Annotated in this window: 10 protein-coding genes; 4 read left to right on the top strand and 6 right to left on the bottom strand. The window is 64.4% G+C overall.

Features of this window, described 5'->3' with window-relative positions; all coding sequences use genetic code 11:
• Positions 1–264: 264 nt before the first annotated feature.
• Positions 265–2529 (top strand): polyribonucleotide nucleotidyltransferase, encoded by a 2265-nt coding sequence (locus DK926_RS15645; RefSeq protein ID WP_068428775.1) that lies wholly within the window; start codon positions 265–267, stop codon positions 2527–2529.
• A gap of 61 nt (positions 2530–2590) precedes the next feature.
• Positions 2591–3877, top strand: a complete 1287-nt coding sequence (locus tag DK926_RS15640) for a pitrilysin family protein (RefSeq protein ID WP_068429185.1) — start codon at positions 2591–2593, stop codon at positions 3875–3877.
• A 73-nt stretch (positions 3878–3950) separates the two neighbouring features.
• On the opposite strand, the gene DK926_RS15635 is transcribed toward DK926_RS15640, so the two are convergent.
• From DK926_RS15635 to DK926_RS15630, 3 genes are all read right to left on the bottom strand, one after another.
• Complete coding sequence (locus tag DK926_RS15635; RefSeq protein ID WP_114331197.1) at positions 3951–4691, bottom strand: polyprenol monophosphomannose synthase; 741 nt, start codon at positions 4689–4691, stop codon at positions 3951–3953.
• 144 nt (positions 4692–4835) lie between these two features.
• Positions 4836–5006, bottom strand: a complete 171-nt coding sequence (locus tag DK926_RS26655) for a hypothetical protein (protein ID WP_165839584.1) — start codon at positions 5004–5006, stop codon at positions 4836–4838.
• Between the two features lie 7 nt (positions 5007–5013).
• Positions 5014–6123 (bottom strand): GGDEF domain-containing protein, encoded by a 1110-nt coding sequence (locus tag DK926_RS15630; protein ID WP_114331196.1) that lies wholly within the window; start codon positions 6121–6123, stop codon positions 5014–5016.
• Between the two features lie 411 nt (positions 6124–6534).
• Here DK926_RS15630 and DK926_RS15625 point away from each other — a divergent pair, with 411 nt between their 5' ends.
• Together DK926_RS15625 and DK926_RS15620 are read left to right on the top strand one after the other, a co-directional pair.
• Positions 6535–7950, top strand: a complete 1416-nt coding sequence (locus DK926_RS15625) for a sugar porter family MFS transporter (protein WP_114331195.1) — start codon at positions 6535–6537, stop codon at positions 7948–7950.
• A 27-nt stretch (positions 7951–7977) separates the two neighbouring features.
• A complete protein-coding gene (locus DK926_RS15620; protein WP_114331194.1) occupies positions 7978–8334 on the top strand; it encodes a universal stress protein in 357 nt (118 codons plus the stop codon).
• A gap of 1 nt (position 8335) precedes the next feature.
• Here the strand turns inward: DK926_RS15620 and nuoN are convergent, their stop codons facing one another.
• From nuoN to nuoL, 3 genes are read right to left on the bottom strand one after another with little or no spacing between them, the layout of a single operon-like run.
• A complete protein-coding gene (nuoN, locus tag DK926_RS15615; RefSeq protein ID WP_114331193.1) occupies positions 8336–9910 on the bottom strand; it encodes an NADH-quinone oxidoreductase subunit NuoN in 1575 nt (524 codons plus the stop codon).
• Entirely contained in the window at positions 9910–11448 is a 1539-nt protein-coding gene (locus DK926_RS15610) for an NADH-quinone oxidoreductase subunit M (protein ID WP_114331192.1), read from the bottom strand. Before DK926_RS15610 ends, nuoN begins: the two co-directional genes overlap by 1 nt.
• Entirely contained in the window at positions 11442–13394 is a 1953-nt protein-coding gene (nuoL, locus tag DK926_RS15605; protein ID WP_114331191.1) for an NADH-quinone oxidoreductase subunit L, read from the bottom strand. The genes DK926_RS15610 and nuoL overlap by 7 nt, the downstream gene beginning before the upstream one ends.

The raw sequence follows: 13394 nt of genomic DNA, 5'->3' as shown, positions 1-13394 counted from the left end.
AGACTGTTCCTCGTTGGCTATCTGTGTTGGCAGAGCCGGCAAGACCCGCGGGCACATGGGTGCTCGCACATCGCCGTGCACGCCGTTGGACGACGTGGTGTCGGTCTTCGGTAGTGGCCTGTCGGAGGGTTCGCCCATCCGACGGGCTTCGATCGACGGCCGCCTCCGCTCGCAGACGATTCGGCCACGCGAAGAGGACATGGGTTCCTTCACGGACCGGACGAGGCTGGGCACGGCAAAGACGAGAGGACGAGAAGAAAAGACATGACAGAAACCACCACCGTCGACGTCGAAGAGGGCGTCTACGAAGCAACCGCCGTCATCGACAACGGCACCTACGGCAAGCGCAGCATCCGTTTCGAGACCGGCCGCCTCGCGCAGCAGGCTTCCGGAGCAGTCGCCGCCTACCTCGACGAAGACACCATGCTTCTGTCCGCCACGTCGGCGGGCAAGAGCCCTCGCGAAGGATTCGACTTCTTCCCGCTGACGGTCGACGTCGAAGAACGCATGTACGCGGCAGGACGCATTCCCGGATCGTTCTTCCGCCGCGAAGGTCGTCCGTCGACCGACGCGATCCTGACCTGCCGCCTCATCGACCGGCCGCTGCGTCCGACGTTCGTCGACGGACTCCGCAACGAGATCCAGGTCGTCATCACGGTCCTGAGCCTGAACCCCGCCGACTTGTACGACGTCGTCGCGATCAACGCGGCCTCGGCGTCGACGCAGATCGCCGGCCTGCCGTTCTCCGGCCCCATCGGTGGCGTGCGGGTTGCGCTCATCGACGGCCAGTGGGTTGCATTCCCGACAGTCGAGCAGCTCGAGAAGGCCGTGTTCAACATGGTCGTCGCGGGCCGCATCGTGTCCGGTTCGGGTGCAGACGCCGACGTCGCCATCATGATGGTCGAGGCCGAGGCCACCGAGAACGTCATCGACCTGATCGAGGCCGGTGCGGTCGCGCCGAACGAGACCATCGTCGCCGAGGGACTCGAGGCATCGAAGCCGTTCATCGCCGCGCTGTGCACCGCACAGCAGGAACTCGCTGCCAAGGCGTCCAAGCCCACCGGTGACTTCCCGCTGTTCCCCGCGTACCAGTCGGACGTGTTCGACGCCGTCGCCGCAGCAGCGCAGATCCCGCTGTCGCAGGCTCTGACCATCGCGGGCAAGGCCGAGCGCGAGAGCAAGCTCGACGAGGTCAAGGCTCAGGTCCTCGAGCAGGTCTCCGACCAGTTCGAAGGTCGCGAGAAGGAGATCGGCGCGGCGTTCCGTGCACTCACCAAGAAGTCGGTCCGCCAGCGCATCCTGACCGACCACTTCCGCATCGACGGCCGCGGTGTCACCGACATCCGTTCGCTGTCGGCCGAGGTCGCGATCATTCCGCGCACCCACGGAAGCGCACTCTTCGAGCGCGGCGAGACGCAGATCCTCGGCGTCACCACGCTCGACATGGTCAAGATGGCGCAGCAGGTCGACTCGCTCGGACCGGAGACGTCCAAGCGGTACATGCACCACTACAACTTCCCGCCGTACTCCACCGGTGAGACGGGCCGCGTCGGATCGCCGAAGCGTCGTGAGATCGGTCACGGTGCGCTCGCCGAGCGTGCGCTCCTGCCAGTGCTCCCGAGCCAGGCCGACTTCCCGTACGCGATCCGCCAGGTGTCCGAGGCGCTGAGCTCCAACGGCTCCACGTCGATGGGTTCGGTCTGCGCATCGACGCTGTCGCTGCTCAACGCCGGTGTGCCGCTGCGTGCTCCGGTCGCCGGTATCGCCATGGGTCTGGTGTCCGACGAGGTCGACGGCGAAACCCGTTACGTCGCACTGACCGACATCCTCGGCGCCGAGGATGCCTTCGGCGACATGGACTTCAAGGTCGCGGGCACCAAGGACTTCGTCACGGCTCTTCAGCTCGACACGAAGCTCGACGGGATTCCGTCGCAGGTTCTTGCCGGCGCACTGTCGCAGGCCAAGGACGCGCGCACGACCATCCTCGAGGTCATGGCCGAGGCCATCGACACGCCCGACGAGATGAGCCCGTACGCACCTCGCGTCACCGCTATCAAGGTCCCGGTCGACAAGATCGGTGAGGTCATCGGACCCAAGGGCAAGATGATCAACTCCATCACCGAGGAGACCGGCGCCAACATCTCGATCGAAGATGACGGCACCGTCTACGTCGGTGCAGCGGACGGCCCGTCCGCACAGGCCGCGATCGACAAGATCAACGCCATCGCCAACCCGCAGCTGCCGAAGGTCGGCGAGCGCTTCCTCGGAACCGTCGTCAAGACGACGGCTTTCGGTGCATTCGTCTCGCTCCTGCCCGGACGCGACGGCTTGGTGCACATCTCCAAGCTCGGCGGCGGCAAGCGCATCAACAAGGTCGAGGACGTCGTCAGCGTCGGCTCGAAGCTGCGCGTGGAGATCGCCGACATCGACAACCGCGGCAAGATCAGCCTCGTCCCCGTCGAGGACGAGAACGCTGCTCCTGCAGCGGACGCGCCCGCCGAAGCATCTGCCGAGGCCAGCGCTGAGTAAGAAGCACCAGAGCCGAACGGTACGTTCCCTCGGGACGTACCGTTCGGCCGTTTCGGATCACATCGAGCAGGGCGTGCAGCGCACCACCCTGCCCGGTGGACTACGCGTCGTCACCGAATTCGTGCCAGGCGTGCGCTCCGCATCGGTCGGAGTGTGGGTCGGCGTCGGCTCGCGTGACGAACAACCGAGCGTCGCTGGGGCTGCGCACTTCTTGGAGCATCTACTCTTCAAGTCGACCCCGACACGTACCGCCCTCGACATCGCACAGGTCATGGACGGCGTCGGCGGTGAACTCAATGCGTTCACCTCCAAGGAGAGCACGTGCTTCTACGCGCACGTGCTCGACGACGACCTTCCTCTCGCGATCGACCTGGTCAGCGACGTGGTCCTGCGAGGGCGTTGTCGCACAGCGGATGTCGACATCGAGCGTCAAGTCGTACTCGAGGAGATCTCGATGCGCGACGACGATCCCGAAGATCTGCTGGGTGATCTGTTCCTCGAAGCCATGTTCGGCGACCACCCGATCGGACGGCCGGTCATCGGCACCGTGGAGTCGATCGAGGACATGACGCGCGCGCAGATTCGTTCCTTCCACGTGCGGCGCTACACGCCCGACCGGATGGTCGTGGCGGTCGCGGGCAACGTGGACCACAAGCATGTGGTGTCGTTGGTCAGGCGGGCATTCGCCGGAATGCTGGCCAGGGGAGTCAAGCCGGCGCCGCGCCGCGAGGGTTCGATTCGATTGCGCAGCAGGCCGGAATTGCGGTTCGAGAAGCGCGACAGCGAGCAGGCGCACCTGTCGCTCGGTGTTCGTGCCTTCGGCCGTCACGAAGGTCACCGCTGGGCGTTGTCGGTGCTGAACGCCGCTGTGGGAGGTGGGCTTTCGTCCCGGCTATTCCAGGAGATCCGTGAGGAACGCGGCCTGGCTTACTCGGTCTATTCGTCGGTGGACACGTTCTCCGACTCGGGCGCCTTCTCGGTGTACGCCGGGTGCCAGCCCGAAAATCTCGCGGAAGTCACCACGGTGATCCGCGAGGTGCTCGCCGACGTGGCGGCCGAGGGGATCACCGAGGACGAATGCGCCCGCGCGAAGGGCTCGCTACGCGGCGGACTCGTTCTGGGACTGGAGGATTCGGGCTCCCGGATGAACCGTATCGGCCGCAGCGAGCTCAACTACGGCAACCATCGCGACGTGTCGCACACATTGGCCCGTATCGACGCGGTCACCGTGGACGAGGTTCGTGACGTCGCCCAGGTACTACTCACGCGGCCGTTCGGTGCGGCCGTCGTAGGACCGTTCAAGAGCGCTCGTCAGCTACCTGCGTCGGTCAAGTCGCTCGTGGGCTGAGCCGTCCCGACCATCGACGCGACCGTCGCCTCCACGAGGCCGGTCGCGTCGATCGAGGCGGCTTGAACCGTGGTCAGTTCTTGCGGCCGAACAGTAGCTTCCACGGGACCAGCGCCGATTCGAGCTGGACGTACAGGCTCATCTTCGACTCGCCGTCGTTGCGCTCCTCGAACCGGATCGGCGTTTCGGCGATCTTCAGTCCGTGACGAACGGTGCGGTAGTTCATCTCCACCTGGAACGCGTAGCCATTGCTCTCGACGGATGCGACGTCGATGGTGCGGAGCGTCTTCGCGTGCCAGGCCTTGAAGCCTGCGGTTGCGTCCTTGACCTTCAACCGAAGAATGGCGTTGACGTAGAAATTCGCCCATGCTGACAGGGCTTTGCGATGCCACGGCCAATCGCTCGCCAGAGCGCCACCGGGGACGTAGCGGGACCCGAGGACGACGGCAGCGTCGGTGGTCGTCAACGTGTGGACCATCGTCGGGATGACCTCGGTCGGGTGGGACAGGTCGGCATCCATCTGGACGACGATGTCCGCGCCGTCGTCGAGCGCCCGCGTCATGCCTGCGACGTAGGCACGGCCCAGGCCGTTCTTCTCGGTGCGATGCAGAACTGTCACCGGAATGGGCCCGGTCTCGGCGAGCTCGTCGGCGATCTTCCCGGTGCCGTCGGGCGAGTTGTCGTCCACGACCAGAACGTGCAGGTTCTCGAGGTCGAGATCCGCGAGCAACCCGACGAGCTTGGGTAGGTTCTCGCGTTCGTTGTAGGTGGGTACGACGACGGTCGTCTTCGGGGCGCCGTTCGGAAAAGTCACGCTCGTATGATCCGTGATCGGGTAGCGAGAACCAAATAATGCAGGGAGCTACGTAGCTGCCACCGAAGTTTCACCAGCTCGCGAGGGCCGCCCGGTGTCAACAGTGTTGCACGCGTCACAACAACGACCTTCGTCGATGTGGCGCTAGGGCGCCTGCTGCGACGTCGTGGTCTCGTACGGCGACGGGCCCTCCGGTGGTCCGAGGACCTGACGTACGACCAGCGTCGCCACGGCGGCGAGAATCGCGACCGCGACGACCACAGCCACGACGATCAGCAGCCCTCTGGGTCCTCCGAAAAGATTGTTCGAACTCATGGCACCATCATGAGCCATCGCCGGGTCGGCGGAGGCATCGGACCGACTCACCGTCCGCTCCGTCGACGACGACGGAATCTCCGCCGAGCCGCTTGGCTTCGTACATTGCAGAGTCGGCGTGGTGGAGCATCTCGGTCAGCTGTGTCGCGGTGTCACGTGCTTGAATCGGACGGTAGTGAACGCCGATGCTGGTCGTGGTCAGGCCGGCCGGGTTGCAGTCCGGGGCCGCGCGACGCAATCGATCCGCGGCGTCGAGTGCGGTACTCAGGGGGCCGACGACGATCGCCACGAATTCCTCTCCGCCGGTCCGTGCGGTGACCGCGGGCATCGGAAATGCGGTGACGATGGTGTGCGCGGTACGTCGTAGTACGTCGTCGCCATAGCGGTGGCCGTGGCGATCGTTGACGGCTTTGAAGTTGTCCAGGTCCACGACGATCGCTGCAACGCCGACCGCGGCGTCGGCGAACTGCGCGACGGCCGTCTCCAGCCCTCGACGGTTGCGAAGACCTGTCAGCGGATCGAAGTGTGCGACGGCAGCATCTCGGCGGAGAAACATCAGCAGCGACTGCGTCAGCACCGGGGACGACACCAGAACGAGAATCAACACGACCAGGTAACCGGTGTACTGGGCGAAATAGGCTTCCGGTTCCGACACCGCACGGATGTACAGGACGGCGCAGACGAGCATCGTGCACACCTGATGTCCGACGAACACCTTGGCGCTGTGAAACGCGGCGATGTAGTTCCCGGCGACTCCGAGCAAAGCTGCGCAGGGCAGGATGGCCGTCGGGCCGTCGAGAATGATCAGGACACTGGCCACCCCGACGTCCGCGTACACCACGAATGCGAGTGACCAGTTGTACGAAGGAAACGGACCTCTGATCCACGCATAGCCCACGAACAGCGTCGTGGCGGCGATGGCGATCAGTATCCATCGCGCGTTGCCGAGTCGAGCTGCGTACGGGGTCAGAAGGGCGAGCGTGCACGCAAGACCGTACATCCAGCAGTACACGCCGATGAGGTAGCCCGTGACTCGAATGATCGGGTGGGACAGCGTGTAATCGACGGTCCACGCGTAATCCGACGGTTCCGACCACCATTGACGCAGCGAACCCATCGACCAAGAACCTCTGCACTCCCCGACCCGCGTGTGTTGATGGATATTGAATCAGAACCGCGGACCGCGCGGTTCGAAACCCGGGTTCGGCGGCCCGGACTCGCACGAACAGGTGTGGCGACGCGTAAATCCATATGGGCCGAACGGTAGTGATCGGGCGCGAAGTGGCCGTACACGGCGGAAGTTCTCTGACGAATGTCAGACGCTGTTTTGCCTGTTCGGATCGATTCAGTGACCGGGTTTCAGGTGGGAGGGGCTTGTGATCCAGTTCTCAGCGGACTATGAATATGTCAAGACATACGTACAAGGGAACCCCGCAAGCGAACGATTGGATTCGAACAGCACCTCCGGCGCACGCTGTCGGAAGCGGTCTCGGTCGAGCGGACGCGTGCGAATCAGATTGGATCTTCGATGACCCATAGTGACGGATCGGCCGGTGCAGTTCTGCCACCGGATACAGCAGGCAAGCACAGTCATCGGCTCGGCATCATCGCCGTGATCGCGACCTTCGGCGGATTGCTCTTCGGTTACGACACCGGCGTGATCAACGGAGCGCTCGAGCCGCTGAAGGAAGACCTCGGGCTCACCTCGTTCACCGAAGGCTTCGTCGTCAGTATCTTGATCTTCGGTGCGGCGATCGGCGCACTCGTCGGTGGCCGTCTGTCCGACAAACACGGACGTCGTCACAACATCCTGCTGCTTGCGATCGTGTTCATGATCGGAACGCTCGGCTGCGTACTGGCACCGAACTGGGAAACTCTCGCCGTCTTCCGCTTCATCCTCGGCCTTGCCGTCGGTGGCGCATCGGCGACGGTACCCGTTTATCTCTCCGAGATCTCGCCCGTCGAACGCCGCGGTAGCGTGGTCACGCGCAACGAGGTCATGATCGTGAGCGGCCAGTTCGCTGCGTTCGTCATCAACGCGATCATCTTCAACATCTGGGGCGAACACGAATCGGTCTGGCGCTTCATGCTGCTGGTCGCTGTCGCACCTGCGATCGTGCTGTTCATCGGAATGCTCCGCATGCCGGAGAGTCCGCGCTGGCTCGTTCTCCAGGGCCGCGACGCCGAGGCGCTCGAAGTGCTCAAGCAGGTGCGCTCGGAAGAACGCGCCGTTGCGGAGATGGCCGAGGTACACCGGCTCGCCGAGGAAGAAAAGCTGTCCAAGACCGGTGGCGCAACCGATCTCACGGTCCGTTGGATCCGTCGTCTGATCTTCATCGGCGTCGGGCTCGGCGTCTTTCAACAGTTCACCGGCATCAACTCGGTGATGTATTACGGCACGCAGTTGCTCGGTGATGCAGGGTTCTCGTCGAGTGCAGCCATCATCGCGAACACTCTCAACGGCCTCTTCAGCGTTCTCGGAATCACTGTCGGCCTCTACCTCATGAACAAAGTCGACCGTCGCAAGATGCTTATCGGTGGTTTCGCACTGACCACGACGTTCCACCTCCTCGTCGGTCTGTCTGCGCTGTTCCTGCCGGACGGCACCGTCAAGGCGTACTTCATTCTCGTGTTCGTCGTTCTGTTCGTCTTCTGCATGCAGGGCACGATCGGGCCGCTGGTGTGGCTCATGCTGGCCGAAATCTTCCCGCTCAAGATCCGCAGCTTCGCCATCGGTGTCTGTGTCTTCGCGCTGTGGATCGCCAATGCGGCTGTCGCACTTCTGTTCCCGCCTGTGGTGGGTGCACTCGGTATCGCCCCCACGTTCTTCATCTTCGTCGTACTCGGCATCCTGGCGTTGATCTTCATCGTGACGCAGGTGCCCGAGACACGCGGCCATTCGCTGGAGGAGCTCGAGGAGCGGTTCCGCAAGGAATACTCGTAAACGTCTCAGACCGAGAAAGGTAGTGACATGTCTGTTCTGGTTGCAGTAACCGACAGCCCCGAGGGCATCTACTCGTTGTCCGCCGCTGCCGACGAGGCGGCTCTGCTGAGCACCGACCTGATCGCGGTGAACCTGACGCTCGGAAAGCTCGACCTGACGGTGTTGCCCGCGGACTGCAAGGTCACCGTCGTCGAGCGTGTGGGACGTGAAGATCGCGATCCCGTTGCAGCCGTCCTCGACGAGCTCGACGAGTTCCCCGACGTCAGTCGCATCGTCATCGGGATCCGCAAGAGGAGTCGCGTCGGAAAGGCGTTGCTGGGCAGTGTGAGTCAGCGACTGCTGTTGACCTCGCCGGTGCCGGTGCTCGCCGTCAAGGCGCCCTAGCTCAACGCACGAAGACCGCCGCGTTGTCGGCGAGGGTCAACAACGGCTGCGGGAAGATGCCGAAGACGACGGTTGTCGCGACGCCGAGACCGATCGCGGTAGTCGTCGCGAAACCGGGGGTGACGACGGTGGGAATGCCACCGTCGTCACCCCCTTTCGGTTCCGCGAAGAACATCAGCACGATCACCCGAACGTAGAAGACCGCAGCCACGGCACTGCTCAGCACGCCGACGACGACCAACAGTGCGGCGCCCGATCCCGCTGCCGCTTGAAAGACCGCGAATTTCGCGACGAAACCGCTGGTGAGTGGAATTCCGGCGAACGACAACAGGATCAGAGCGAACGCTGCGGCGAGCAGAGGGGACCGTCGACCGATGCCTGCCCATCGCGAGATGTCGCCGACTTCGCCCGATTCGTCGCGCACAGTCGTGACCACCGCGAACGCAGCGACCGTACCGAAGCCGTACACGAACAGGTAGAACAGCGTCGCCGACAAACCCTGTTCGTCCAGCGCCACGATTCCGGTCAGGATGAAGCCGGTGTGTGTGATCGACGAGTAGGCGATCATGCGTTTGATGTCCTTCTGCGTCACCGCGAACAGCGCGCCCACGACCATCGTCGCGATCGCGACCGCCCACAGTGCCGGGCGCCAGTCGTCCTCCAGACTCGGCACCGCGACGTAGAAGACGCGCAGCAAGGCCCCGAACGCCGCGATCTTGGTCGCCGCAGCCATGAAAGCCGTGATCGGTGTCGGGGCGCCCTGATAGACGTCGGGAATCCACGAATGGAACGGAACGGCACCGACTTTGAACAACAGGCCGACGCCGACGAGTGCAGTGCCCAGAACTGCGAAGACGTTGCTTCCAGCGTTCAGTGCGAGCGCGTCACCGATACCGCCGAGGTCGACCGTGCCCGCGTACCCGTACAGGAAGGCGGCGCCGAACAGGAAGAACGCCGACGAGAACGCACCCAGCAGGAAGTACTTCATGGCCGCCTCCTGGGAGAGCAGGCGACGCCGACGCGCCAGGCTGCACAACAGGTACAGCGGTAGCGAGAAGACCTCCAGTGCAACGAACATCGTCAACAGATCGTTCGACGCCGGGAACAGCAACATGCCGCCCAACGCGAACATGGTCAAGGGGAACACCTCGGTCTGCGCGGCGCCTGCCTGTGCGGCCTGTCGTTCGGCGAGACTGCCGGGGACCGCGGACGCCTGAGGAGCGAACGCGTCGGCCGGTTTTCGTTCGAGCGAGCGTTCGGCGACGAGCAGTACCGACGGCACGGCCACGAGAAGCAACGTCCCTTGCAGGAACAGCGCGGGCTTGTCGACGGCAACGGAGCCCATCACCGCGATCGTTCCGGCCGCGCCGAAGTCGTGCGTGACGGCGATCGTCACGACAGCGACCAGAGCGGCGACCGTGCCGCCGAGAGCCAGCGATGCCTGGGTGCGGTAGCGGACCGCGCGAGGTAGGAACGCCTCGGCGAGCACTCCGAGAACCGCCACCCCGAACACGATCAGCATCGGAGTCAGCAGGCTGTATTCGACGCTCGGGGCAGTCAGCAGCTCGTCGTTCATCACCGGCCTCCAGCCTGGCTCGTGTCGCCGTCGACCTCGACGACGGTGGCCTGAACCGCCGGAGAGACGATGTCCAACAACGGTTTCGGATACACGCCGAGCACGATCAAGAGCGCGATCAGCGGGGTCACGACGAGCAGTTCACGCGGAACGAGGTCTTTCATCCCGTCGTTCGCCGACGACCGCGGGCCGGTCATGATGCGCTGATACAGCCACAGAATGTAGATCGCCGACAGGACGAGCGCGGCCGTGGCGACGACGCCTGCCACGTGGTAGCGCGCGAACGTTCCGATGAGAACGAGGAATTCGCTGACGAACGGAGCAAGACCGGGAAGCGACAGTGTCGCCAGCCCCGCGATCAGGAACGTGCCCGCGAGGACCGGCGCAACCTTCTGGACACCGCCGTAGTGCGCGATGACACGAGTGCCGCGCCGCGACACGAGAAAGCCCGCGACGAGAAAGAGTGCAGCCGTGGAGATTCCGTGGTTGACCATGTACAGGGTCGACCCGGCCTGACCTTGTGCGGTCATCGCGAAGATGCCGAGGATGATGAACCCGAAATGGGAGATCGACGTGTACGCGATGAGTCGCATGACGTCGGTCTGCGCGATGGCGAGCACGGCGCCGTACACGATTCCGACGACGGCGAGCGTCACGATCAGGGGTGCGAAGTACCGCGACGCGTCCGGGAACAGTTGTAAGCAATAGCGGAGCATGCCGAACGTGCCCACCTTGTCGACCACGGCCATCATCAGGACGGCACTCGCCGGAGTCGACTCGACGGCCGCGTCGGGCAACCACGTGTGGAACGGCCACAGCGGAGCTTTGACCGCGAACGCGAACATGAACCCGAGAAAGAGAGCGTTGAGCACGGTCGAACTGACACCCAGTTCGCCTGCCGAGGCGGCGGCTGCGATCTCGCGGAAGCCGAACGTGCCCGCCTCGAACGCGTCGGACCGTGCTGTGACGACGTACAGCCCGACGACCGCGGCCAGCATGACGAGTCCGCCTGCGAGGTTGTAGAGCAAGAACTTCACCGCCGCCGCTGCGCGTCCCGGCCCACCGAAGCCGCCGATGAGGAAGTACATCGGAATCAGCATCGCTTCGAAAAAGACGTAGAAGAGCAGTACGTCGAGCGCGCAGAACGACATCAACACCATGGACTCGACGAGCAGCATCGACGCGACGTACGTGTGCGCCGACCGACCGCCCCGGGGATCGTGCCAGCCGGCAAGCAACAGCAGCGGCAACAGGACCGTCGTGAGCAGCACGAGAACGAGCGCGATCCCGTCGACACCCAGTTCGTATCGCGCACCGAAAGACTCGATCCACCAGTGCGATTCGACGAACTGGAAGTCGTCACCGCCGGGTTGGAACTGCACCACCAGCGCGACGGCGACGGCCAGCGTCAGCACGGACGCCACGAGCGCGACGATCTTGGCCGCGCCGGGGCGAGTGCGCGGCACGACGACCACCGCGATCGCGCCGAGAAGCGGCAGAGCCCACAGCGTCGTCAGCCACGGAAACGAGGTCACCACACCATCACCGCCACCATCATCGCGAGAACGACCGCCGTGCCCGCCAACATCGTCAGCGCATACGACCGGACGTAGCCGGATTGAACCTGCCTGATCCGCGTCGACAGACTCGACACGCCCTCGGACACCCCGCGTGTGACTCCCGCTATCGCAGCCTCGTCGAATCGTGCTGCGGCGCGGGTCAATTCCTGGCCTGGGCGCATCAACAGCGCTTCGTTGACGGCGTCACCGTAGAGGTCGCGTCGCGCCGCCGCCGTCAGTGCCGAGACGGGCTCGGGAGCGACCGACGGAACTGCCGACCGCGCATAACGCATGTACGCCACGGCGATTCCCACCGCCACGACGCCCAGCGCGAGGACCGTCACGACCCACGCGGGCAGCATGTGTGCTTCCTCGGCCTCGCCGACGACGGGAACGAGCCAGTTCGACAGCGAACCTCCGACGGTCAGAAGCGCTCCCGCAGCGATGGATCCGACAGCGAGGACGATCATCGGTGCTGTCATCACCGACGGCGACTCGTGTGGGTGTGAGCCTTCCCTAACTTGGTCGTTCCTGCCGGCTCCACTCTCGTCCTCAACTGGGTCGTTCCTGCCGGCTCCACTCCCGCCGTCCCACCGAGCGTCACCGAAGAACGTCATGAGCATCACCCGCGTCATGTAGAACGCGGTGAGGCCCGCGCCGACCAAGGTGGCGACACCGAGGACGACGCCCTGCACGCCGCCGGCGCCGAAGGCGGTCTCGATGATCTTGTCCTTCGCGAAGAAGCCGGAGAACGGCGGGACGCCGATGATGGCGAGATATCCGAGGCCGAACGTGACGAACGTGATGGGCATGGCAGTGCGCAGAGCACCGTATTTGCGCATGTCCACCTCGTCGTTCATGCCGTGCATGACCGAACCCGCGCCGAGGAAAAGACCTGCCTTGAAGAAGCCGTGCGTCAGCAACAGCATGATCGCGAACGTGTAGCCGGCGGGACCGAGCCCCGCCGCGAGCACCATGTACCCGATCTGGCTCATCGTCGACGCCGCGAGAGCCTTCTTGATGTCGTCCTTCGCGCAACCGATGACGGCGCCGAACAGCAGCGTCACGGCTCCGACCGCCACGACGGCGGCCTGAGCGGCCGGCGCGGACTCGAAGACGGGTCCGGCTCGGACGATCAGGTAGACCCCGGCCGTCACCATCGTGGCGGCATGGATCAAGGCCGACACCGGCGTCGGTCCTTCCATGGCGTCGCCGAGCCACGACTGCAACGGCACCTGCGCGGACTTGCCGCATGCCGCCAGAAGCAGGACGAGCCCGAGCGCGGTCAGCGTCCCGGAACTCGTGTCGTCGACACCAGCGAAGACGTCGTCGAACGAGACGCTGCCGTACGTCGCGAACATGATCATCAGCGCGACCATCAGTCCGATGTCACCGACCCGGTTGACGACGAACGCCTTCTTGGCCGCCGTCGCCGCCGACGGCTTGTACTGCCAGAAGCCGATCAACAGGTACGACGCAAGTCCGACGCCCTCCCAGCCCACGTACAGGCCGAGGAAGTTGTCGGCGGTGACGAGCAGAAGCATCGCCGCCAGAAACAGGTTGAGATACGCGAAGAACCGTCGGCGATCGGGATCGTCGGCCATGTAGCCGATGGCGTAGACGTGGATGAGCGAACCCACTCCGGTGATGAGCAGCACGAAGCACATCGACAGCTGATCGAGCCGGAATCCGAAGTCCACCTGCAGTTCCGCGACCGGAATCCAGCTGAACAACGTCTCGGACAGTGCGCGCTCGTCGGCGGGCTTGCCGAGCATGTCGGCGAACAGTACGAGCGCGTACACGAATGCCGCCGACGACATCGCCGTGCCGACCAGATGACCGAAACGATCCGTCCGCCGACCGAGTAGCAACAGAACGACCGCTCCCAGCAACGGCAACGCGGGGAGAATCCAGATGGCGGTCAT

Origin of the sequence: Rhodococcus sp. Eu-32 (genome assembly GCF_003336925.1) — a bacterium.
Lineage (GTDB): Bacteria > Actinomycetota > Actinomycetes > Mycobacteriales > Mycobacteriaceae > Rhodococcoides > Rhodococcoides kyotonensis_B.
Note: the sequence above shows the minus strand (reverse complement) of the source record. Positions and strands in the feature narration are given on the sequence as shown.